The 21,650-nt window shown below is 67.6% G+C and carries 19 protein-coding genes; 2 read left to right on the forward strand and 17 right to left on the reverse strand.

Annotation, left to right across the window (positions count from 1 at the left end; translation table 11 throughout):
- Nucleotides 1–116 precede the first annotated feature (116 nt).
- From H7F16_RS15980 to H7F16_RS16005, 6 genes are all read right to left on the reverse strand, one after another.
- A complete protein-coding gene (locus H7F16_RS15980) occupies nucleotides 117–1,199 on the reverse strand; it encodes a TFIIB-type zinc ribbon-containing protein (RefSeq protein ID WP_185798634.1) in 1,083 nt (360 codons plus the stop codon).
- 18 nt (nucleotides 1,200–1,217) lie between these two features.
- A complete protein-coding gene (locus H7F16_RS15985) occupies nucleotides 1,218–2,324 on the reverse strand; it encodes an SPFH domain-containing protein (RefSeq protein WP_185798635.1) in 1,107 nt (368 codons plus the stop codon).
- 144 nt (nucleotides 2,325–2,468) lie between these two features.
- Nucleotides 2,469–3,311, reverse strand: a complete 843-nt coding sequence (locus H7F16_RS15990; protein ID WP_185798636.1) for a DUF2927 domain-containing protein — start codon at nucleotides 3,309–3,311, stop codon at nucleotides 2,469–2,471.
- A 149-nt stretch (nucleotides 3,312–3,460) separates the two neighbouring features.
- Nucleotides 3,461–4,627, reverse strand: a complete 1,167-nt coding sequence (locus tag H7F16_RS15995) for a toxic anion resistance protein (protein ID WP_185798637.1) — start codon at nucleotides 4,625–4,627, stop codon at nucleotides 3,461–3,463.
- Between the two features lie 60 nt (nucleotides 4,628–4,687).
- Nucleotides 4,688–5,557, reverse strand: coding sequence for a 5-bromo-4-chloroindolyl phosphate hydrolysis family protein (locus H7F16_RS16000; RefSeq protein ID WP_185798638.1), 870 nt, complete (start codon nucleotides 5,555–5,557; stop codon nucleotides 4,688–4,690).
- 193 nt (nucleotides 5,558–5,750) lie between these two features.
- Nucleotides 5,751–7,004, reverse strand: coding sequence for a pseudouridine synthase (locus tag H7F16_RS16005; RefSeq protein WP_185798639.1), 1,254 nt, complete (start codon nucleotides 7,002–7,004; stop codon nucleotides 5,751–5,753).
- Between the two features lie 140 nt (nucleotides 7,005–7,144).
- Here H7F16_RS16005 and H7F16_RS16010 point away from each other — a divergent pair, with 140 nt between their 5' ends.
- Nucleotides 7,145–7,591: a nucleoside deaminase gene (locus tag H7F16_RS16010; RefSeq protein WP_185798640.1), complete on the forward strand. Its 447-nt coding sequence runs from the start codon at nucleotides 7,145–7,147 to the stop codon at nucleotides 7,589–7,591.
- A gap of 190 nt (nucleotides 7,592–7,781) precedes the next feature.
- On the opposite strand, the gene H7F16_RS16015 is transcribed toward H7F16_RS16010, so the two are convergent.
- The 5 genes from H7F16_RS16015 to H7F16_RS16035 all read right to left on the reverse strand — a co-directional run bounded on the left by H7F16_RS16015 (nucleotide 7,782) and on the right by H7F16_RS16035 (nucleotide 14,064).
- Complete coding sequence (locus H7F16_RS16015) at nucleotides 7,782–9,023, reverse strand: NAD(P)/FAD-dependent oxidoreductase (RefSeq protein ID WP_185798641.1); 1,242 nt, start codon at nucleotides 9,021–9,023, stop codon at nucleotides 7,782–7,784.
- A 79-nt stretch (nucleotides 9,024–9,102) separates the two neighbouring features.
- Nucleotides 9,103–10,263 (reverse strand): iron-containing alcohol dehydrogenase, encoded by a 1,161-nt coding sequence (locus H7F16_RS16020; protein ID WP_185798642.1) that lies wholly within the window; start codon nucleotides 10,261–10,263, stop codon nucleotides 9,103–9,105.
- A gap of 1 nt (nucleotide 10,264) precedes the next feature.
- Complete coding sequence (locus H7F16_RS16025; RefSeq protein WP_185798643.1) at nucleotides 10,265–11,644, reverse strand: aldehyde dehydrogenase family protein; 1,380 nt, start codon at nucleotides 11,642–11,644, stop codon at nucleotides 10,265–10,267.
- A 171-nt stretch (nucleotides 11,645–11,815) separates the two neighbouring features.
- Nucleotides 11,816–13,183, reverse strand: coding sequence for a glutamine synthetase family protein (locus H7F16_RS16030; protein ID WP_185798644.1), 1,368 nt, complete (start codon nucleotides 13,181–13,183; stop codon nucleotides 11,816–11,818).
- 113 nt (nucleotides 13,184–13,296) lie between these two features.
- Complete coding sequence (locus H7F16_RS16035; protein WP_185798645.1) at nucleotides 13,297–14,064, reverse strand: N-formylglutamate amidohydrolase; 768 nt, start codon at nucleotides 14,062–14,064, stop codon at nucleotides 13,297–13,299.
- A 159-nt stretch (nucleotides 14,065–14,223) separates the two neighbouring features.
- On the opposite strand from H7F16_RS16035, the gene H7F16_RS16040 reads away from it, so the two are divergent.
- Nucleotides 14,224–15,093 carry a MurR/RpiR family transcriptional regulator gene (locus H7F16_RS16040; RefSeq protein WP_185798646.1) on the forward strand — a complete coding sequence of 290 codons (870 nt, stop codon included), beginning with the start codon at nucleotides 14,224–14,226 and terminating at the stop codon, nucleotides 15,091–15,093.
- Nucleotides 15,094–15,104: 11 nt separating this feature from the next.
- On the opposite strand, the gene H7F16_RS16045 is transcribed toward H7F16_RS16040, so the two are convergent.
- The 6 genes from H7F16_RS16045 to mreC form a co-directional block, all read right to left on the reverse strand.
- The gene (locus H7F16_RS16045; protein ID WP_185798647.1) at nucleotides 15,105–15,986 is read right to left on the reverse strand and encodes a DMT family transporter; all 882 of its coding nucleotides are present in this window, start codon (nucleotides 15,984–15,986) and stop codon (nucleotides 15,105–15,107) included.
- Nucleotides 15,987–16,080: 94 nt separating this feature from the next.
- Nucleotides 16,081–17,010 (reverse strand): 2-hydroxyacid dehydrogenase, encoded by a 930-nt coding sequence (locus H7F16_RS16050; protein ID WP_185798648.1) that lies wholly within the window; start codon nucleotides 17,008–17,010, stop codon nucleotides 16,081–16,083.
- Nucleotides 17,011–17,025: 15 nt separating this feature from the next.
- Nucleotides 17,026–18,165, reverse strand: coding sequence for a rod shape-determining protein RodA (gene rodA / locus H7F16_RS16055; protein ID WP_185798649.1), 1,140 nt, complete (start codon nucleotides 18,163–18,165; stop codon nucleotides 17,026–17,028).
- A 14-nt stretch (nucleotides 18,166–18,179) separates the two neighbouring features.
- Complete coding sequence (mrdA, locus tag H7F16_RS16060; RefSeq protein ID WP_185798650.1) at nucleotides 18,180–20,123, reverse strand: penicillin-binding protein 2; 1,944 nt, start codon at nucleotides 20,121–20,123, stop codon at nucleotides 18,180–18,182.
- Entirely contained in the window at nucleotides 20,120–20,659 is a 540-nt protein-coding gene (locus H7F16_RS16065; RefSeq protein ID WP_185798651.1) for a rod shape-determining protein MreD, read from the reverse strand. Before H7F16_RS16065 ends, mrdA begins: the two co-directional genes overlap by 4 nt.
- Nucleotides 20,652–21,644, reverse strand: a complete 993-nt coding sequence (mreC, locus tag H7F16_RS16070) for a rod shape-determining protein MreC (protein ID WP_185798652.1) — start codon at nucleotides 21,642–21,644, stop codon at nucleotides 20,652–20,654. The genes H7F16_RS16065 and mreC overlap by 8 nt, the downstream gene beginning before the upstream one ends.
- Between the last annotated feature and the right edge of the window lie 6 nt (nucleotides 21,645–21,650).

Below are 21,650 nucleotides of genomic sequence, written 5' to 3' on the forward strand. Positions count from 1 at the left end.
GGTTAACGCGCGCGGACCTGCCGCTTTCATACTCGGTCAAATATCCTCGGGGGGAGGCGCGGCACGCGCCGTCGGGGGCAGACAGCCCCCCTGCGACCGAAGCCACGGGCGCGCGGTCAGCGGTTCTGGTTCACCGCGTAGAAAATTCCCGCCGCGACAAGGGCCAGCAGCACGGCGAAGGCGATCTTCCATTTCGACCACGGGCGTTCGCCCTGCACCTTGCCGGTCTGCCCGTTCACCACGAAGCGGTAGGCCCGTCCCTGATAGCGATAGGCGGCCATCCAGACCGGCAGCAGGATGTGCTTGAAGGTTTCTTCCGACCAGTCGGTCTCGACCTCGTCGATGCGCTGTTCGTCGCCGCCGATGTCGGCGCGGACGTCCTGACGGATGACGCCTGCCATGACCTCGCGCCCGATGGCATGGCCGTCCGACAGGGGGACGGTGTAGCCCTCGGCGGTGAAACCGGCGAGGTAGTCGGCGTCATAGGGTTCGAGGGCCGACAGATCCCAGGGGGCCAGCGCGTCGGTGTAGTCGCGCGGCAGGCTTTGGCTGGCCAGCACCAGCACATCGTCGAAATCGCGCGCGACGCGGCCGGAGGCGGCCGACCAGCGGGTGTGCTGGACCTGCCGCGTGCGGGTCTTGCCGTCCGAGACATAGGTTTCGGTGGTGTAGTAATGGTCGCCCCGCGCCCCGCGATAGCTGGACCGCGTGTCGGCATCGAAGGTCCAGTAGGGAACATAAAGCCCCGAGAGGGCGCGGCCCTTGCGGGCGTATTCCTGAAGGCCGTTGGGGGCGAACCACAGGCTGCCGAGCCAGCGGGTCATGGCGTCGCGGGCCTGGGCTTCCGACAGGACGAAGGGCAGCACCGCCTGCGGCTTGATCTTGCGCGTCTCGCCTGTCGCGGTGACGACGGGGGTGGCGCAGAAGGGGCAGAGGGTGGCGTGTTCGGCCCCCTTGAATTCGACAAGCGCGCCGCAATTCGGGCAGGGGGTGGACTGCACGGTCTGGGTTTGCGCCTCGGTCAGGTCGTCGGACAGGCCGCGGGCGAGGGGGATTTCGCCCAAGGCGCGGCTGCGGGCCTGCGGGCGGGCAGGGATGGGCTGGACATGCCCGCAATGGTCACAGCGCAACTCGGTCGCGCCCGGCACGAAGCGCAGGTCGGCCCCGCATTGCGCGCAGGGCCAGTGCTGGTCAGCCATAGGTCAGGCTCCGGTCATTCAGGCGGCGGGCGGCGGCGGCGGCGGGGTGGTGCGGAACAGCCGCGCAAGGTCGGTGTCGGCGGCGGCTTTCCAGCCCTCCATCCCCTCGCTCCAGACCATGCTGGCGCGGGTCAGGCTGCCTGCGGCGACCATCGCCGCAAGGTCGGATTCGGCAAAGGGGCCGGTGGTCGCGCCATTTGCCGCGATGTGCCAAAGCGGGCCGGCGGCGGGTGGCGGCGGGGGCGGGGGCGGTGCGGCGGCGGCGGGGCCGGGGGCGGCGCCCCAGGGGCCGGACATGGATTGCGCCATCTTCATCCCCATCGCGGCGCCGATACCGGCAGTCATGGCATCACCGCCCGAACCGCCCTTGCCCATCGCCTCGGCCGCCGAGAACTGCATGTATTTGTTCAGGTCGCCCGCGATGCCGACCGAGGTGCGCTTGTCGAGTGCGGCTTCGACCTCTTCGGGAAGCGAGATGTTCTCGATGTAGAATTCCGGCAGGGTCAGGCCGTAGCCCGCCACGGTCGGGTTGATCGCATCGGCGACGAGTTTGCCAAGGTCGCGGGTGTTGCCTGCCATGTCCAGCACGGGGATGCCCGCCTTGGCGATGGTCTGGCTGAATTCCTGCACGATGACGTTGCGGATCTGGTCCGACACCTCGTCCGCGGTGAATTCGCCGTCGGTGCCGACGATTTCCTTGAGGAAAACGGCAGGGTCCGCGACGCGCATGGAATAGGTGCCAAAGGCGCGCAGGCGGACGGGGCCGAATTCGGGGTCGCGGCACATGATGGGGTTCTTGGTGCCCCATTTCAGGTCGTTGAAGCGGGTGGTCGAGACGAAATAGATTTCCGACTTGAAGGGCGAGTTGAAGCCGTGGTCCCAGTGCTGGAGCGTGGTGAGCAGGGGCAGGTTGTTGGTTTCGAGCTGGTAGAGGCCGGGGCCGAAGGTATCGGCAAGCTGGCCTTCGTGGATGAAGACGGCGGCCTGCCCTTCGCGCACGGTGAGCTTTGCGCCGTATTTGATGGCGTTGCCCTGACGTTCGAAGCGCCAGACCATCGTGTCGCGGGTGTCATCGGTCCAGTCGATGACATCGATGAATTCGCCACGGAGGAAATCGAAGACCATTCCCTGACCCTACCTTATGGAGACCTGCACATTCGCCAGCATAAGCCCTGACACCGTGTAACGCACGTGCGAGATGTGGCGCGGGGCATGAATTTTGCGCGACGGGCTGGCGGCAAATTTCTTGAAAGAAATTTGGCTGCGCCGTCAGCTTTCGCCCCCTGTCAGCCGTGTGGCGAGTTGCTCGACGATGGGGCGGGCCTCGGCCTCGGTCATGCCGGGGCGGAGGGCGGGGTTGTAGAGGATGCGCAGCATCAGTTCGTCCTGCCGGGTGAGAAGGGCGAATTCCTCGTCATCGTTGAAGATCGAGGGGCGGGCCATCGGGCTGTCGTTGGCAAGGCCGAGGCCTTGGGTGATTTCCTCGTGGATGCAGGACAGGCGCAAGAGGTCGGGGTGTTCGGCGCGGATCACGGCATAGGCGCGGGTGTAGCTGGCGCTTGCGCCTTCGGACATGGCGTAGACAAGGCAATAGGTCGAGCGCGGCATCTGGGTGATGCCCGCGACTTCCGAGGGCGAGAGGCCGGGAAGGGCCGCGCGGATTTGCGGGCCGAGGGCCTGACGTTCGTCTTCGGACACCATCTGCACGATGAAGTTGGGGTTGGTGTCAGACAGGCCAATGGGGTGGTTCGTCAGCCGCGACAGGCGCGCGAGGAAAGAGGCGATGCGGGCGGTATCGGCGGCGCGGCGGTCTTGCGGGACGGAAGCGCCAAAGCGCAGGCCGACGCGGACGGGGGCTTCCCATTTGCGCAGGCGGCTGGCGGTGGTGCGCTGGACCGGACCGGACGCGGTGCGGGCGTATTCGTCGTAAAGCGCGATGCGGATGAAGTTTTCGGCAAGCATCCGGTCGGTAAAGGGGCTGTCCGGCCCGCCCCCGTCGGTGCGCATCAGCCCCTGCGACAGCAGTTGCGCCTGCACGCGGGCGTAATGGGCCCGCGCTGCCGCCGAGGCGGGCGTGTCGGTGCCCGTGGCGGGCCCCGCTTCGGGCCGCATTTCGGGGCGTGCCCCCGCGCCCGGCACGGGGCCGACGGCGGGGCTACAGGCGACGAGACCGGCGAGCAGAAGGCCGGTCAGAAGCGGGCGGGTGGTCCGGAGGGTGCGCAGGGGAGCGTTCCTTGTGGGAGGGCCTTGGAAGAGGTCGGTCAGGCAGAGGGGGGCGCGGGTCGCGCGCGGGCGGCGGAAAGCGTGTCGCGCAGATCGGCTTCGAGCTTTTGCAGATCGGTTTCGGCAGCGGCGCGGCGCGTCTTGCCCTCGTCGGCGATTTGCAGGCTTTCCTCGATCGTGGCGATGAGGGTGGCGTTTGCGGCTTTCACCGCCTCGATGTCGAACACGCCGCGCTCCATTTCCTGCCGGACGATGCTGTTGGCCTGTTGCAGGTTATCGGCATTGGCTTTCAGCAGTTCGTTGGTCAGGTCATTGGCGTCGCGCACCGCTTCGGCGGCGTCCTTGCTGCGCTGGATGGTGACGGCCTGCGCCAGCTGGGTTTCCCAAAGCGGGACGGTGTTGACCAGCGTCGAGTTGATCTTGGCCACAAGGCTTTTGTCGTTTTCCTGAACGAGGCGGATCGAGGGCAGCGATTGCATGGTCACCTGCCGCGTCAGCCGCAGGTCATGCACGCGGCGGTCGAGGTCGTCGCGGGCGGCGCGCAGGTCGCGCAATTCCTGCGCGAGTTTCACCTGATCGGCCTCGGCCGCTGCGGAAACCTGCGCTTCCTTGGCGGGGATGGTCGTGCTGTCGGCTTCGGCGATCTTGGCTTCGCCCGCCGCGATGTAAAGGCCAAGCTCGTCGAAGAAGCGCAGGGTCTTGGCATAGAGGATATCGAGGGACTTGATGTCCTTGAGCAGGGCGTGTTCGTGGCCGAGCAGGTTTTCGGTGATGCGGTCGATCTGGCCCTGCACCTCTTCGTAGCGGGCGACGAATTCGGCCACGGGCCTTGCGCGTCCGATCAGCTTTTCCCACCAGCTCTGGTCGCGGCCAAGGTCGAGTTCCGAGGCCGAGAACCCGCGGATCGTCGTGACGATCTCGCGCAGCGAGTCGCCGGCGGGGCCGACGTCCTTGTTGCGGACGCCGGTCAGCATTTCCTGACTGATGACCTGCAACTCGCCCTGCGCGGCAGAGCCGAAGGCGAGGATGGAGCCGGCATCGGCCAAGTCCACCTCGGCCATGCGCTTGCGGATTTCGGCGGCTTGCGGTGCGGAGGCGGTGGCCAGAGGCATCACCTCGGCCACGGGTTCGGGCAGGAGGGCGGCGGTCACGGCCTGAACCTCGGCCAAGGCGGTTGCGGCGGCGGCGCGGATGGATTCGGGCATGGTGAAACCTTTACGACTGGGCCGCCGAAATACGGCGGGCGGGTTGCGGTTTGGCGGGGGTCACCCCTCGCGCTGCAATCTTTCGCGCAGGACGCCGATTTCGACATCGAGGTCGCTGCGGTTGTTGGTAAGTAAACTACGGGTGCGGGACGCGAAATTGGTTTCGAGATCGTCGAGCAGGCCAAGATAATCGGCGCGGGCCGAGGCATCGCGGCTTGCGGCGTAGAAATCGGCGAATTTCACGGTCGCGTCGCGGGCGCCCGACAAATAGACGGACAGGTATTTGCGTGCGGCGGTCAGATCGCCGGGGTCGCCCTCGACGGTGCGGAACAGGGCGCGGGCGGTGGCGGCGAAGCTGTCGACGCGGGCTTCGAGGGCGCTGTCGCGGGCGCGCAGGATGGCGTCGCGCATTTCGGCCAGAGCGCGCTCGGCCTCGTCCACGGCGCGGGCGACGCGGTCGGTCTGGAACCGGTCAAGCCCTGCGGCGCCCTTGTCGCGCATCGGGTCGAGGCCGAAGGCGGCAAGGTGAAGCCCCGCCCCCGCCAGCGCGAAGAGGATCGGGTAGGGCATCGGCTGGCTGAGCGTCGCGCCGAGGGCAAGGCCAGCGCCGGTCAGCAGGGCGGCGAAGAGCTTGCGCGGAATGGCGGGGCGGCGGGCAAGGGTGCGGGCGGCATAGGCGTCTTCGGCGATCAGCCCCTCGCGGGTGAGCCATGCGGCGGCCAGCAGAAGAAGGGTGGCGCCGAGGCCGGAGAAAAGCGCATCGGGGCCGCCACGGAAGGCGGGGATGAGCATGAAGAGACCGGCCACGAAGAAAACGTTGACGCGGCCCCCTGCGGGCGAGGGGCGCTTGCCGTCGAAACGGTGGGGGGCAAGGGGGGGCGGGTCGCCCTGCGGGGTGGGGCTGTATTTGCCGCCGAAGCGCTGGGCCATGCTAGTGCCCCCCCGATCCGGCGACATAGACGACAAGCGCGAGAAGCAGGAAGAAGGCGAGGTTGCGCAGCCCTTTGCCCGACATCGACGCGATCCACTCCTGCCCTGTTCTTGCACCGACTATAGGCGATGGGTCGTGGGCTTGCCAGTGCCGCGGCGGGCTATTCTTGGCGAAAGCCTGCCGCGGATTCGCTTAACGATTGCTGGGCTTGCGGGGGCCGCCCTTGGGTGCGCCCCGTGCGGGGCCGTTCGGGGCCGGACGCGGGCCGCCTGCGGGTTTGGCGGCGGAACGGGGTTTCGCGGAAGGCGCGCCGCGCGGGGTTGATTCGCGCGGGGGTTGCGCGGCGGGCTTTGCGGCGGGCTTTGCGGTCGAGAAGCCGCGCGGCTTGGCGGGGCCGTCGGTGCGTGGCGTCGCATCGGCCTTGGCGGCGGTCGAAAAGCTGCGCGGCCTTGCGGGGGCGGCATCGTCGGGGCGGGGCTTCGGCCCGGCTTTGGCATGGGTGCGGGGGGCGAATTTGTCGCCCGCCTTGGGCGCGGGGCGGGCGCGTTTTGCCGGATCGCTCGACTCGAAGCTGCGGGGTTTGGACGGGGGCTTGCCACCCGCCTTGCCACCCGTCTTGCCACCCAGATTTCCGGCAGGGCGCGGCGCGCGGGGTTCGGGCTTCGGGGCGAAGTCGTCCGATGCCTCGCCCGTCAGGCCGAGCTGGTCGCGCAGGATGCGGGGGCGGATTTCCTCGACCTCGCCGGGCTGGAGTTCGTTCAGGCGGAAGGGGCCGTAGCTGATGCGGATCAGGCGGTTCACGATCAGCCCGATTTCGTTGATGGCGCGGCGGATCTCGCGGTTGCGGCCTTCGCGCAGGCCGATGGTGAGCCAGGCGTTGGCACCCTGATGCCGGTCGAGGACGACCGACATGGGCTGGAATTTCTCGCCCTCGACGGTGATGCCGCGGCGCAGGGGTTCGAGGTCGGGGTCGGTCGGGTTGCCCTTGACGCGGACGCGGTATTTGCGAAGCCAGCCGGTCGATGGCAGTTCGAGACGGCGTTTCAGTTCGCCGTCGTTGGTCAGCAGCAAGAGACCTTCGGAGTTGAGGTCGAGGCGGCCCACGGACATGACGCGGGGCATGTCTTCGGGAAGGTGGTCAAAGACCGTCTCGCGGCCCTTTTCGTCGGAGGCCGAGGTCACCAGCCCCTCGGGCTTGTAATAGAGCCAGAGGCGTGCGGGTTCGGGCTGGCCCACGGCTTCGCCGCGCACGGTGATGCGGTCTTTGGGGCCGACGTTCAGCGCGGGGCTGTCGATGACCTTGCCGTTCACCGCGACCTCGCCTGCGGCGATCATGCGTTCGGCCTCGCGGCGCGAGGCGATGCCGGCGCGCGACAGCACCTTGGCGATGCGGTCGCCTTCGGGGGTCTCGGCCGGTGCGGCGGATCTGGTGGGGGCTTTGGTCATGGTGGCCTCGCAGAGTAAGGGGCGGTGATAGCGGAAAGGGCGGGGGTTGGGAAGGGTTGGGGGATCGGGCTGGCCCCCGCGCGGAAGGTGCTTGCGCGGCGGGTCCTTGCGCGGCGGGCGCGGGCGTTGCAGGAAGGGGCATGGTGTTCCGGAGCTTCATGGATATCGCGCTGGACGAGGCGCGGGCGGCGGCAGCGCGGGGCGAGGTTCCCGTGGGGGCCGTCGTGGTGCGCGCGGGTGTCGTTGTGGCACAGGCGGGCAACCGGACACGCGAGCTGAGCGACCCCACGGCCCATGCCGAGGTGCTGGCGATCCGTGCGGCCTGTCTTGCGGCGGGGTCGGAACGGCTGGGGGGGCATGACCTTTACGTCACGCTCGAACCCTGCCCGATGTGCGCGGCGGCGATTTCGGCGGCACGGATCGGGCGGCTTTACTATGGCGCGGGCGATCCGAAATCGGGCGGGGTGGCGGTGGGGGCGCGGGTGTTCTCGCATCCGCAATGCCACCATGTGCCCGAAGTCTATGACGGTATCGGCGCGGCCGAGGCGGAAGCGCTGCTCAGGACCTTCTTCGCCGGTCGCCGCTGACGCGCCCCGAACTGGCCCCAACTGGCCCCAACCCGCCCGAGGTGCGGAGTGTTGCGCGGATGCGGCTTCCTCTTGCCCGAAATATCCTCGGGGGTGAGCCGCCCCAAGGCGGCGAGGGGGCAGAAGGCCCCCTTTGCCCGCGCCGCAAGGCGCTGTTCGTGTGCCGCGCAAGCGGCGCCGCTTGGCTGGGCTAGAAGCGCGTGGGCAGATAGGGGGCGAGGTCAAGTTCCGGGTCACGGCCCATGACGAGGTCGGCTATGATGCGGGCGGTGATCGGGGCCAGCGTCAGGCCGATATGGCCGTGGCCATAGGCGTGGATCACATCGGACCCGCCGCGCCCGGGGCCGATCACCGGCACGGAATCGGGAACCGAGGGGCGGAAGCCCATCCATTCGCGCGACGGTTCGGGCAGGTCGGGGAAGATGGCCCGCGCGCCTTCGACCAGTTTGGCGATGCGGTGGGGCGAGGGCGGGGCCGTCAGCCCGCCGAGTTCGACCGTGCCCGCCACGCGCAGCCTCCCCTGCATCGGGCAGAGGTAGAACCCGCGCGAGGTGGGGCAGGACGGGCGCGAGAGGCGCGGGGTCTCCATATCCCATTCGACATGGTAGCCGCGTTCGGTGTCGAGCGGCACGCGGTCGCCCGCCTGCGCGGCCAGCGCGCGGGAATGCGCGCCTGCGGCCAGCACGACCTTGCTTGCGTGCAGGTTCAGGTCGGGGCCTGAGACTATGACGCCGTCGATGCGGCGTTCCAGCCGGACGGCGCGGGCGCGGATGAGGCGGGCGCTGGCGGTCACATGGCTGGCAAGCAGGCTGACCATCCGGCCGGGGTCGTTCAGGAACACGGCCTTGGGAAAGAAGGCCGCGCCCCCCTCGACACCGGGCAGGCCCGGTTCCATCTGGCGCAGGGCCTCGGGGCCGATCAGATCGACCGTGATGCCGAGGCTGCGGCGGAAGTCCATGTCGGCCCCGGCGGCGCGGAAGGCGGCCTTTGTTTCGTAAATGTAAAGGCAACCGCGCTTTTGCACGATGTTTCCCCCACCGATCCGTTCGGAAAGGTCAAGCCACGAGGGGCAGGCATCGGCGAGCAGGGCGGCGATGGCGGCGGCGTTGCGGGCGGTGGCGGCGGGCAGGGATTCGCGGGCGAAGCGCATCAGCCACGGCATCAGCGCGGGCAGTGCCGCACGGCGGATCGCCAGCGGCGAGTTGCGGTCGAAGAGCAGCGCGGGCAGGTTCTTCAGCACATCGGGCGAGCCGACGGGCATGACCGCGTAATCGGCAATGGTGCCCGCATTGCCGTAAGAGGCGCCCATGCCGGGATCTTCGGGATCGACCAGTGTGACCTCGCGCCCTTCGGCCAGCAGCCGTTCGGCCACGGCAAGGCCGATGACGCCTGCGCCGATCACGGCGATTTCGGTGCGGATCGATCCGGCCATGTGCAGCCTTTCCAAGGAAAAGCCCGTGGCGGGTTGCCACGGGCGGGGGCGCGCGGGAGGCGCGCCGAAGAGACCTGCCTTACATGCAGCTTTCGAACAGGGCGCGGGTGTTGGCGCGTGTCATCTCGATCGGGTTGCCGCCGCAGGACGGGTCTTCCAGCGCCATGTCGGTCAACGCGTCCAGACGCGCGGCCTCGACCCCCATCGCGGTGAGGTTGGCGGGGATGTTCAGCGTGGTGCGCAGGTTCATCACCGCCTGACGGAAGCCGTCGAACCCGCCCGCGATGCCGATATAGGCGGCGGCCTTTTCAAGCCGCGCCTCGATGGCGGGGCGGTTGAAATCGAGCACCATCGGCATGACCACGGCGTTCGTCGTGCCGTGGTGGGTGTTGTAGACCGCGCCGATCGGGTGGCTGAGCGAGTGGATGGCGCCGAGCCCCTTCTGGAAGGCGACAGCGCCCATCGCGGCCGCGCTCATCATATGGGCGCGGGCTTCGAGGTTGGTGGGGTCGCTGTAGGCGGTGGGCAGGTTCTCGAACACGAGGCGCATGCCTTCGAGCGCGATGCCCTGGCTCATCGGGTGGTAGAAGGGCGAGCAGAAGGCCTCGAGGCAATGGGCCAGCGCGTCCATGCCGGTGCCTGCGGTGATGAACTTGGGCATCCCCACGGTCAGGGCGGGGTCGCAGATGGTGACCACGGGCATGAGCTTGGGGTGGAAGATGATCTTCTTCTTGTGCGTCACCGAATTGGTCAGCACGCCGGCGCGGCCCACTTCCGAGCCGGTGCCCGCCGTTGTCGGCACGGCGATGATCGGCGCGATCTTGGCCGCATCGGCGCGGGTGAACCAGTCGTCGATGTCTTCCAGATCCCAGACCGAGAGGTCTTTGCGCTGGTGGGCCATGAGGGCGATCATCTTGCCAAGATCCAGCGCCGAGCCGCCGCCGAAGCAGATCACCCCGTCATGCCCGCCGGCAAGGTAGACCGCGATGCCCGCGGCCATGTTGCCTTCGTTCGGGTTCGGGTCGACCTCGGAAAACACGGCGCGGCCAAGGCCGGCAGCGGCCAGACCGTCAAGCGCCGCGGCCGTGATCGGCAGCGAGGCAAGGGCCTTGTCGGTCACCAGCAGGGGCTTGGCGATGCCTGCGGCCTTGCACTGTTCGGCCAGTTCGGCAATCCGGCCCACGCCGAACTTGATCGCGGTCGGGTAGGACCAGTTGCGATTGGGGACATTGTGGCTCATGTCAGACCTTCTTCAGATGATAGGATTTCGGACGGGTCACCGAATGGAAGCCGAGATAGGACAGGCTGCCGCCGCGGCCCGTGTCCTTGCACCCCGTCCAGCACAGCGCGGGGTCGAGGTAGTCGGCGCGGTTCATGAACACCGTTCCGGTCTCGATCCGCGCGCCGATGGCGGCGGCGGTGTCGTAATCGTTCGTCCAGATGCTGGCGGTGAGGCCGTAGGGGCTGTCGTTCATCAGGCGGATGGCTTCCTCGTCATCCTTGACCTTCATGATGCCGACGACGGGGCCGAAGGATTCTTCGGTCATCACGCGCATGGAATGGTCGACGTTCACCAGAATCTGCGGGGCGAGATAGGCACCGCCGTCATCGGCGGGGAAGTTGGCGGGGTCGATCAGGGGTTTGGCCCCGGCGGCGATGGCTTCGGCCACCTGACCGCGCACCACGGCGGCGAAGCGTTTGTTCGCCATCGGGCCGAGGGTGGATGACGCATCGAAGGGGTTGCCGAGTTTCAGGGCGTTGACCCATGCCACGGATTTCTCGACGAAGGCGTCGTAAAGGCTTTCGTGGACGTAGATGCGTTCGATCCCGCAGCAGCATTGGCCCGCGTTGAACATGGCGCCGTCCATCAGGGTATCGACCGCGGCGTCGAGGTTGGCATCGGCGCGCACATAGCCGGGGTCTTTTCCGCCGAGTTCGAGGCCGAGGGGCGTGAAGGTCCCCGCCGCCGCCTTTTCGATGGCGATGCCGCCGCCGACCGATCCGGTGAAGTTGACGAAGTTGAAGGCGCGTGCGCCGATCAGCGCTTCGGTGGTGGCGTGGTCGAGGACGACATTCTGGAACACGTCGGCGGGAATGCCTGCGGCGTGGAACGCCTCGGCCAGACGTTCACCGACCAGCATGGTCTGCGAGGCGGCTTTCAGCACGACCGTATTGCCCGCGATCAGCGCGGGGACGAGCGTGTTGATGGTGGTGAGATAGGGGTAGTTCCACGGGGCCACGATGAACACGACCCCCAGCGCCTCGCGCGCGAGGTAGCGGCGGAATGCGCCGCTGTCTTCCACCATCTTCGGGGCAAGGGTTTCGGCGGCGATGCCGGCCATGTAGTCGGTGCGGGCGTTCACGCCGCCGTATTCGCCGCCGAAGCGGGTGGGGCGGCCCATCTGCCAGGCAAGTTCCTCGACCACGACGGCCGACATCTCGTTCAGTTTGGCGACGCCCGCCTTGACGAGGGCGATCCGCTCGTCGAGAGGGCGGGCGGCCCATGCGGGTTGGGCGGCGCGGGCGCGGGCGGCGGCGGCCTTGGCCGCATCCATCGCAAGGGGCATCCGCTCGGCATAGATGCTGCCGTCGACCGGCGAGATCAGTTGTATCGGTTTCATCGCTTCACCTTTGGGCCGCTTGGCCCCGTTTTTCCCATCGGCGCGCAGAGGTGCGCATCCTACAGCTTTCGGGCCATCGGCCCCGTTTCCTGAACGGCGCGCGGCTGCGCACCCCACATCCGGCAAACCCGGGGGGGCGCATGTGCCGCGCACCCCCGCATCGCAAAGACCTTATGCCCGTTCGAGCAGGCGTTGCACTTCGAAATCCGTCACGACGCGGTCGGTCTCGGAAATCTCCCACTGGGCGGCGTGGTGATAGTGGTCGATCACATCGTCACCGAAGGCCGCGCGCAGCATGGGCGAGGCCGTGGCCAGAGCCGCCGCGTCGCGCAGGTTCTTGGGGATTTCGCGGATGCCTTCCGCCGCATACATGTCGCCGCGCATTTCGGGTTCGAGGTCCATCTTCTTCTCGATCCCGTCGAGGCCCGCCGCAAGCAGGGCGGCGCAGCACAGATAGGGGTTCACGTCGCTGCCGGGGATGCGGCATTCGACGCGGATGCCCTTGGTGTGGTCGCCGCAGATGCGGAAGCCGGCGGTGCGGTTGTCGGCGGACCAGACGGCCTTGGTCGGGGCGAACATGCCCACGGTGAAGCGTTTGTAGCTGTTCACATAGGGCGCAAGGAACAGCGTGATGTCGCGGGCATGGGCCAGCTGGCCTGCGAGGTAGTGCTTCATCAGGGCGGACATGCCGTGGGTGTCGGCCTTGTCATAGAAGGCGGGTTTGCCGTCGAGGGTCCAGAGCGACTGGTGGACATGGCTGGAGGATCCGGCGCGGCGGTGGTCGTATTTCGCCATGAAGGTGACAGAGCGGCCCTTGGACCATGCGATCTCTTTCACCGCCGTCTTGATGATGGCGTGGTTGTCCGCAGTGTCGAGCGCGTCTGAGTAGCGGTAGTTGATTTCCTCTTGTCCGGCTTCGGCCTCGCCCTTGGAGTTCTCGACGGGGATGCCCGCGCCGTAGAGGCCGTTGCGGACGGCGCGCATGACCTCTTCTTCCTTGGTGGTCTGGAAGAGCTGGTAATCCTCGTTATAGGCGCTGATCGGTTTCAGCCCGCCGAAGCCCGTGTCGCGGAAGCTTTCGTAGGAGTTCTCGAACAGGTAGAATTCAAGCTCGGTCGCCATCATCGGCTCGAAGCCCATCGCGCGGGCGCGGGCGACCTGTTTCTTGAGGATGGCGCGGGGGGAGTGGGCGACCTCTTGGTGGGTGTGGTGGTCGAGAAGGTCGCACAGCACCATCGCCGTGCCCGCGAGCCACGGCACGAGGCGCAGGGTCGACAGGTCGGGCTTCATCACATAGTCGCCGTAGCCGGTTTGCCAGCTTGACGATTTGTAGCCCTGCACCGTGTTCATCTCCATGTCGACGGTCAGCAGGTAGTCGCAGCAATGCGTCTCTTCGTAGCCGCCGTTGACGAAGAAGGCGGCATGGAAGCGTTTGCCGACAAGGCGGCCCTGCATGTCGACGCCTGCCACCAGCACGGTGTCGATTTCGCCGCGCGCCACGGCTTCTTTCAGCGCGTCCAGATTCATGGTTCCGGGCATTCCGGTCTCTCCGTCGGGTTATGCCCCTGCCTGCCTGGGCGAGGGGTCATTCGATTTCAGGGCGGGGCAAGACGCCCCTTTCACAGCATGGTGGTCGGTCCCTTTCGGGGCGGTCAACTGGCCTTGGCCTGCTTCTGGATCTCGGCAACGCCCACGTTGATCACGGGGGCGAGCTGGTCGGCCATCGCCTGTTCGGCGGCGGCGTCGGCGATGAGGTCGTTGCGGATTTCCAGCATGGCATTGGGAAGGCCGTAGGGCGTGGCCTGCACGCGCAGGGTATGGGTCACATCGTCGGCGGCGGAATAGGGGGCGTTGAGCGCGACGTTCAGGCGGGTGAGGCGCGCGCCCGCGTCGCGGATCGCCACGGCAAGGGCGGGGTCGGCGTCATGGATCACGCCGAATTCCACCGCGCGGGGGCGGCCGAAATAGACCGGGGTGAAGCTGTGGATCGTCACCACCACGGGGCGCAGGCCAAGGGCGATGCGCTGCATCAGCAGCGCGTGCAGACCGTCATGGAAGGGCAGGTAAAGCGCGCGGGTCCGCGCCAGACGCTCGTCGGGAGAGATGGCCGCATTGCCGGGGATGTCATGCACCTCGGATTTCGCGGGCATGGCGCCGGGCATGTCGGGGGCGCGGTTGCAATCGTAGATCAGGCGGCTGACGGGGGCGTGGACCAGAACGGCGTCGAGACGCTGCATCAGCCCGCGCGACAGGCCCAGAGCGCCCGGATCCCAGGCGATATGGGCGGCCCGTTGATCGGGCGTGAGGCCGAGGTCGCCCCAGGGCTTGGGAAAGGCGTTCGAGGCGTGTTCGCACACCAGCACCACGCGCCCTTGGGCGGCGGCATTCTCGATCACAGGCGCGAAAAGCGGCTTGGTCACGGCATCCTATCCGAAATGATATGGGACAAGGCTTGCCTTGCCCAAGCGGACTGTCAAGAATTATTCACGCGTCGCGGCGCTGTTACGATGTTTTCTGTTTGCGGCGCGACGGATTGCGGCCAATCATGCGCGGCAAGGCTTGAGGCGAGGGAAACCCGGATGGATGCCGCTTCGACGATCGAAGAGATGTTGCGCACGGCCTTGCCCGCCCTGACGCGGGCGGAGCGGCAGCTTGCCACCCATATCCTTGGCCATTACCCCGTGGCGGCGCTGGGCTCGATCACGGCGCTGGCAAAGGCGGCGGGGGTTTCGACGCCGACGGTGGTGCGGCTGGTGCAGAAACTGGGCTTCAAGGGCTATCCCGATTGCCAGAACGCGCTGCGGGGCGAGGTCGAGGCGATGCTCGTCTCGCCGCTGGCCAAGCATGACCGCTGGGCGGGTGGCGTGCCGGATACGCATATCCTGAACCGTTTCGCCGATGCGGTGATGGGAAACCTGCAGGCGACACTGGGCCAGATCGACCATGCCGAATTCGATGCGGCGGCGGCGCTGCTGGCCGACCCGTCGCGCCGTGTCTTTGCGGTGGGCGGGCGGATCACCCATGCGCTGGCCGATTACTTCGTGACGCTGCTCAAGGTCGTGCGACCCGATGTGACGCTGCTGTCGGATATGTCGAACGCATGGGCCCCCGCGCTGATCGACATGGAAAAGGGCGATGTGCTGCTGGTGTTCGACATCCGGCGCTACGAAAACTCGGTTTTGCAACTGGTGGAGCTGGCGGTCGAGCAGGGGGCCGAGGTGGTGCTGGTGACCGACCGCTGGGTCAGCCCTGCGGCGACCCATGCCCGCCATACGCTGGCCTGCCATATCGAAGCGCCGAGCGCATGGGACAGCACGGTGTCGATTCTGGTGCTGGTCGAGACGCTGCTTGCGTCGGTTCAGGCCCGGACCTGGGCGGTGACCGAGCCGCGGCTGAAGCGGCTTGAGGCGCTGTATGACCGGTCGCGGTTCTTCCGGCGGCACCGGTAGCGGGATTTGCGTCAGACGCCGCCTTGCGCCGACATCCGCCGCGCGCCCGAGACGCCGTTCATGATGACCGCGACCAGCAGGATCGCGCCGCCGAGGAAGGTGTTGGCGCTGGCGGTTTCGCCAAGGAAGGCCCAGACCCAGAGCGGGGCGAGCATCACCTCGATGTTGGACAGAAGCGCCAGTTCGGCGGCGGGGACGATCCGGCTGCCGAGCGTGTAGAGGACCATGCCGAAGGACAGGGTGCCCGCGCCCATGCCCATCGACCAGAGCGCGTCGCTTGCCGGCACGATCAGGGGTTGGCCCAGCTGGCTTGCGACCAGCGCGCCCGCGAAGATTGAAAAGACGCCGCCCACAAAGACCGAAGGCAGCGTGTCGGAGAGGTTGCGCCAGCGCAGCGAGACGGTAAAGACCGCGAAGCCGAGCGCCGAGAGGAGTGCCGCGACGTTGCCCGCCATCGCGCCGCCCTGAAGCCCCTCGCGCACCATGACGAAGATGCCGACGAGGGCGACGGCAATGGCGGCCCATGTCTCGTTGCGCACCTTCTCGCCAAGGACGGCCCAGCCGATGAGGGCGGTGAGGAAGGGCGAGGCGGCGAAGAGGAACACCGCATTGGCGATGGTGGTGGCCTGTATGGAATAGATCGCGCCGCCGAAAGCCGCGACGAGCCCCGCGCCGCCGATTGCGCCCGCAAGGCCGACGCCACGGATCGCGGCCAGAGGCGAGCCGCCTGCGCGCCATGCCAGAAAGCCCGCCAGCACCGGCAGCATCCCGACCGAGCGCCAGAACAGCACGGCCCATGTTCCGGCTGTGTCGATCTGGCGGAATATCAGCCCCTGAACCGACCACAGCACGCCTGCCGCGACCACCAGAAGCATTCCCTGTCCGTAACGCATCGCCGTTCCTTTGATCCCGCAGACATGGGCGCCAAACATGGGCGCGCGAAGTGTTGCGGCGGTCTGTTCCGTTCCCGACGCCTTTCGGGCGTTTTCAGTAGCCGCGCCGGCGGTCGACCTGATTGAGCAGGGGTTCGCCCGCTTCGGCCCGCCGGATGTTCGCGGCGATGACATGCGAGGACGAGGCGGGGCGCGTGTCGGCGGCGATGTGGGGGGTGACGGTCACGCGGGGGTGGGACCAGTAGGGGTGGTCCTGCGGCAGCGGTTCGACGCGGAACACGTCGAGCGTGGCATGGCCGATGCGGCCTGCATCCAGTGCGGCGAGCAGGGCGTCATCGTCGATGATCGCGCCGCGGCCGGGGTTCAGGATCACGGCCCCCTCGGGCAGAAGCGACAGGCGGGCGGCGTTCAGCAGGTTTTCGGTTTCGGCCGTCTTGGGCAGCAGGGTCACCACGATGGCGGCCCCGCGCAGGGCTTCGGCAAGACCGTCGTCGCCGTGCAGGCAGGGGATGCCCGCGACCGTCTTGGGCGAGCGGCTCCAACCGGTGACCGGAAAGTTCAGCGCCCGCAGCGCGCGCGCGCAGGCGGTGCCGAGTTCGCCCATGCCGAGCATCGCCACGGGGCGTTCGCGGGCAAGGGGCGGGCAGGTCGGATCCCAGAGCCGTGCCGGGTTCACGATGTGGCGGTCCATGCCGAGATGGTGGCGCAGCGTGTGGCCCGTGACCCATTCGACCATGCCTTCGGTCAGGGCGGGGTCGACCATGCGGCAGAGTGGCTGGGTCAGGGTCGCATTGTCCACCACCCGTTCCACCCCTGCCCAAAGCGACAGCACCGCCTTGCAGCGGGTGTAGGGGGTGAAATCCTGCAAGGACGAGGAGGGGGCGTAGACGATGTAATCGACGGTTTCGGGCGCGGCTTCGGTCACCAGGCGCGCCTTCAGCCCTGCCGCGTCGAAGGCGGCGAGAAGGCTCGGGCGGTATTCGTCCCAGAGCGCGGGGGCGGCGGCGAAAAGCACGGTCAGCATGGGTGTTCCCTTTGGTCAGCGTAGCCTGTGCACATAGGCGCTTTGCACAAGGCCGAAGGCGATCAGCAAGACCAGCATGACCGACCCGCCGTAGGAAAGGAAGGGCAGCGGCACGCCGACGACGGGAGCCATGCCCATGACCATCGACATGTTCACCGCGATGTAGAGGAAGAAGTTCGCGCCGATGCCGAGGATCAGCAACTGGCTGAAGCGGTCCTTGTTCTGCATGGCGCTGGTAAAGACGAAGAACAGGATCAGGCCGTAAAGCACGAGAAGCGTCAGGGTGCCGACGAAGCCGAATTCCTCGCCCAGGGTGGTGAAGATGAAGTCGGTGTGTTTCTCGGGCAGGAAATTCAGGCGCGACTGGGTGCCTTGCATGAAACCCTTGCCGCCCCAGCCGCCCGAGCCGAGCGCGATCTTGGCCTGCATGATGTTGTAGCCCGCGCCGAGCGGATCGGCGGAGGGGTCGAGGAAGGTGTCGATGCGGCGGTATTGATAGTCGTGCAGGAATTGCCACGGGGTGCCGCGCGTGGTGAAAACGGCGGTTACCGCGCCTGCGACCAGCGCCAGAACGGCGGCGTAATACCAGATGCTGACCCCCGCCGCGAACATCACCGCCGCCCCGCCCATGAGCAGCATGAGCGAGGTGCCGAGGTTGGGCTGGATCACCACGAGGAAGGTCGGCACCACGATCAGCAGGATCGGGACCAGCACCCAGAGCGGGCGCGAGACCTTTTTCGGGTCGAGCCAGTCGTAATAGGCGGCCAGCATCATCACGAGCGTGACCTTCATCAACTCGGACGGTTGCAGCCGCACGGGGCCGATGTCGATCCAGCGTTGCGCGCCCATGCCGACGGTGCCGAAGAACTCGACCGCGACGAGCAAGAGCAGGGTCACGCCGTAGCACAGCCCCGCAAGGTTGCGCCAAAGCCAGATCGGCACGAAGGCGATGGCGAACATCAGCACCAGACCGACGCCGAAGCGTTTCATCTGCGGTTCGGCCCAAAGCGCCATCTGACCGCCGGCGATGGAATAGAGCACCAGAAAGCCGATGGCCGACACCGCCGAGACCAGCACGACCAGCGCCCAGTTGAGGTGCAGCACCTTGCGCAGGCCCGTGGGGGCGGTCTTGACGCGGTATTCCAGAAAACTCATGCCCTGCCCCCCGTTCAGGCCCGCGTCGTCTGCGGGGTGGTGGTGACGCGCAGTTTTTCCCTGAGCGCGTTCAGGTCGGTTTCGATCCGGCCCCGTTGTGCTGCGGGATAGGCGTCGAGCGGCGGGATGCCGCCGGTGAGGGCGCGCAGCAGGGCGTCGCGGGCGATGGGGGCGGCCACGGTCGAGCCGCCGCCGCCGTGTTCCACGACGGTCGCCACGGCATAGCGCGGCGCGTCGACCGGCGCGAAGCCCACGAAAAGCGCGTGGTCGCGGCGTTCCCAAGGCAGATCGTCGTTCGAGGTGACGCCGCGCGCGCGTTCGGCGGCCGAGATGTTGCGGACCTGGCTTGTCCCCGTCTTGCCCGCCATGAGCATGGTTTCATCGGCGATGCGCGAGGATTTGGCGGTGCCGCGTTCGCTGTTCATCACCGCGTCCATTCCGGCCTGCACGGCGCGCAGGTGGCTTGCGTCGATGTCGAGAAGGGGCGGCGTGGGCATTTCGACGGGCTTGCCGCCGATGGATTTGACAAGCCGCGGCTCGACCGCGCGCCCTGTGGCCACCCGCGCCACCATCACGGCGAGTTGCAGGGGCGAGGCGAGGATGTAGCCCTGACCGATGGAGGCGTTGATCGTGTCGCCGATGCGCCAGTCCTGACCCCAGCGTTCCTGTTTCCATTCCTTGTTGGGCATGATGCCTTCGGTGATGGCCGACATGGGCAGGTCATGGCGCACGCCAAGGCCCATGCGCTTGCCCATCGCGGCGATGGCGTCGATGCCGACCTTTTGGGCCACCTCGTAGTAGAACACGTCGCAGCTTTGTTCGAGCGAGCGGGTCAGGTTCACCGTGCCGTGGCCGCCGTGTTTCCAGCAGTGGAAGCGGCGGTTGCCGAATTCGATGTAGCCGGGGCAATAGTGGGTGGTTTCGGGGGTGATGACGCCCGCTTCGAGTGCGGCGAGGGCGGTGACCACCTTGAAGGTGGACCCCGGAGGATAGGCGCCCTGCACCGATTTGTTGGCGAGCGGGCGGTGGTCGTCCTCCATCAGGGTGGAATAGTCGCGCTGGCTGATGCCGCGCACGAAGAGGTTCGGGTCGAACCCCGGCGCGCTGGTGCAGGCGACGAGTTCGCCGGTGTTCACGTCGATCACCACGCAGGCGGCGGAAAGGTCGCCCAGGCGGACCTGCACGAAATTCTGGATGTCGGCGTCGATGGTAAGCTGGATGTCGGCGCCGGGCGTGCCTTCGGTGCGTTCCAGTTCGCGCATGACGCGGCCGACGGCGTTGACCTCGATGCGCTTGTTGCCGGCCGAGCCGCGCAGGGTGTCTTCCATCCAGCGTTCGACGCCGATCTTGCCGATCTGGAATTTGGGAATTTTCAGCACGGGGTCGGGGTCTGTCAGTTCGGCGAGGTCGCGTTCGCTGACGGGGCCGACGTAGCCCACGACATGGCTGAAATCCTCGACCAGCGGGTAGTGGCGGGACAGACCGACTTCGGGGGTGACGCCGGGCAGGGTGGGGGCGTTGAGCGCGATCTTGGCGAAATCGTCCCATGCCACGCGGTCGGCCACGATGATCGGCACGAAGGGCGAGTTGCGCTCGATGTCCTTGCGGACGCGTTCGAGATCGTCCTGCGTGAGCGGGATGAGATGCGACAGGCGGTTGAGGACGGCTTCGACGTCGCCCGCATCCTCGCGCGTGATGGTGACGCGGTAGTTCTGTTCGTTGCCCGCGACGAGTTTGCCGTTGCGGTCCTGAATCAGCCCGCGTTCCGGCGGGATCAGGCGCATGTTGATGCGGTTCTCTTCGGCCAGAAGGCGGAATTCGTCGGCCTGTTCGACCGAGAGGAAGCGCATGCGTGCGCCGAGGACGGCGAACATGGCGCCGAAGGCCCCGCCCATCAGCAGGGCGCGGCGGTTGACGCGGCGGGCGCTGTCTTCGCTATCGCGGGCGGTGCGTCTCAAAGGCGTCTCCCGTAGGCGTCCACCTCGCCCATCGCGGGCTTGCGCAGGTCGAAGGCGAAGCGCGAGGCGGCAACGACCAGCGGATAGCACATGACCGACCAGAGAGTCTGCAACAGCGCGAAGCCGAGCGCCGGTTGCGGCAGGAAAGCGACCGTGAAGGCAAGGCGATAGGCAAGAAGCAGCCCGAACATCACCGCGCCCACCAGCGCCCATTCGGCGGGAAAGCTGAGTTCGCGGGTCAGCCCGACGCGCGAGCGGATGAATTCGGTGCCGACGATCACCAGCCCCGCCCAGAGGCCCGGCGGGCGCATCAGCAGAAAATCCTCGAGCAGGACCACGGCGCAGATGAGCAGGACGGGCAGGTAGTCGGGCCGCCGCAGCACCCAAGCGAAGATCAGGCAGAGCAGAAGGTCGGGGCCGGGCAGGGTGCCCGCGAGCGAGCCGAGCGGCAGTAGTTTGAGGAACAGAAGCAGCAGCGCCAAGGCGACGAAAAGCCCGCGATACAGCCAGAGCGTGGTGCGCAGCGGGTCAACCATCGCCGGCCTCGCCATCGGGAGAGCCGCCGGTCACATCGCCCGTTCCGGTGCTGGAGGCCGCGCCGTCGACGGCTTCGGCCCCTGTCACGGCGGGTTCGGGGGTGGGCGCGGCGGGCGGCTGGACGGGGGGCTGGGCGATCAGCGCGCCGGGGTCGGTGATCGGGTCAAGCTCGTGGCTGCGCAGGACGCGCAGGAATTCGAGACGCTCGTAATCGGCGCTGAGGACCACGCGCAGGCGGCGGTCGGTGCCCATGACGACCTGCCCCACCAGAAGCCCCGCCGGCAACATGCCGCCGTCGCCGCTGGTCACCACGCGGTCGCCGGGGCGGACGAGATCGGCGTCCTCGAGGAATTCGAGCGGCGGGATCGAGGTGTTGTCGCCCGAGAGCAGCGCCTTTTGCCCCGAGGGCTGGACCGTGACGGGAACGCGGCTGTTGCTGTCGGTCAGCAGGATCACGCGGCTTGTGCGCGGGCCGACGCCCGAGATGCGGCCCACGAGGCCGATGCCGTCCATCGTGGCCCAGCCGTCGCGGATGCCGTCGCGCGCGCCGACGTTGAGAAGCACCGACTGGCGGAAGGGGCTGCCGCTGTCGGCCAGCACCACGCCTGTCACATGGGTGAGCTTGGGGTCGAGCCGCACCTGATTGAGGTCGAGCAGGCGGGCGTTCTTCTGTTCGAGCTGGAGGGCCGCTTCCTTCCACGCCTTCATCTGCTGAAGCTCGCGCCGCAGTTCCTGGTTCTGTTCGTAGAGGCTGGCGTAGCTCTGGAATTCCTCGACCATGTCGGTGGCCTTGGCGACGGGAAGCAGTGCCCAGTCGAAGGAGGGCAGGACCGCATCGACAAGCGCCGCGCGGAAGCGTTCCACGCGGGGGCTGTCGATGCGCCACAAAAGGAACAGGCCCATCAGAACCAGCACCAGCAACGCCACAAACAGGCGCCGCAGGGGGCGGGCGAAATCTTCGGGTCCATTGCGCGACTTTGCCACGGCTGC

Origin of the sequence: Paragemmobacter straminiformis, from assembly GCF_014243445.1 — a bacterium.
GTDB lineage: Bacteria > Pseudomonadota > Alphaproteobacteria > Rhodobacterales > Rhodobacteraceae > Paragemmobacter > Paragemmobacter straminiformis.

Bases quoted from the DNA above. Each gene is read 5' to 3' on its own strand.
- H7F16_RS15980 (WP_185798634.1), bottom strand. From the start codon at position 1,199: ATGGCTGACCAGCACTGGCCCTGCGCGCAATGCGGGGCCGACCTGCGC.
- H7F16_RS16005 (WP_185798639.1), bottom strand. From the start codon at position 7,004: ATGACCAAAGCCCCCACCAGATCCGCCGCACCGGCCGAGACCCCCGAA.
- H7F16_RS16040 (WP_185798646.1), top strand. From the start codon at position 14,224: ATGGATGCCGCTTCGACGATCGAAGAGATGTTGCGCACGGCCTTGCCC.
- H7F16_RS16045 (WP_185798647.1), bottom strand. From the start codon at position 15,986: ATGCGTTACGGACAGGGAATGCTTCTGGTGGTCGCGGCAGGCGTGCTG.
- H7F16_RS15990 (WP_185798636.1), bottom strand. From the start codon at position 3,311: ATGCGGCCCGAAGCGGGGCCCGCCACGGGCACCGACACGCCCGCCTCG.
- H7F16_RS16030 (WP_185798644.1), bottom strand. From the start codon at position 13,183: ATGCCCGGAACCATGAATCTGGACGCGCTGAAAGAAGCCGTGGCGCGC.
- H7F16_RS15985 (WP_185798635.1), bottom strand. From the start codon at position 2,324: ATGGTCTTCGATTTCCTCCGTGGCGAATTCATCGATGTCATCGACTGG.
- H7F16_RS16020 (WP_185798642.1), bottom strand. From the start codon at position 10,263: ATGAGCCACAATGTCCCCAATCGCAACTGGTCCTACCCGACCGCGATC.
- H7F16_RS16025 (WP_185798643.1), bottom strand. From the start codon at position 11,644: ATGAAACCGATACAACTGATCTCGCCGGTCGACGGCAGCATCTATGCC.
- H7F16_RS16000 (WP_185798638.1), bottom strand. From the start codon at position 5,557: ATGGCCCAGCGCTTCGGCGGCAAATACAGCCCCACCCCGCAGGGCGAC.
- H7F16_RS16050 (WP_185798648.1), bottom strand. From the start codon at position 17,010: ATGCTGACCGTGCTTTTCGCCGCCGCCCCCGCGCTCTGGGACGAATAC.
- H7F16_RS16065 (WP_185798651.1), bottom strand. From the start codon at position 20,659: ATGGTTGACCCGCTGCGCACCACGCTCTGGCTGTATCGCGGGCTTTTC.
- H7F16_RS15995 (WP_185798637.1), bottom strand. From the start codon at position 4,627: ATGCCCGAATCCATCCGCGCCGCCGCCGCAACCGCCTTGGCCGAGGTT.
- H7F16_RS16010 (WP_185798640.1), top strand. From the start codon at position 7,145: ATGGTGTTCCGGAGCTTCATGGATATCGCGCTGGACGAGGCGCGGGCG.
- H7F16_RS16015 (WP_185798641.1), bottom strand. From the start codon at position 9,023: ATGGCCGGATCGATCCGCACCGAAATCGCCGTGATCGGCGCAGGCGTC.
- rodA (WP_185798649.1), bottom strand. From the start codon at position 18,165: ATGAGTTTTCTGGAATACCGCGTCAAGACCGCCCCCACGGGCCTGCGC.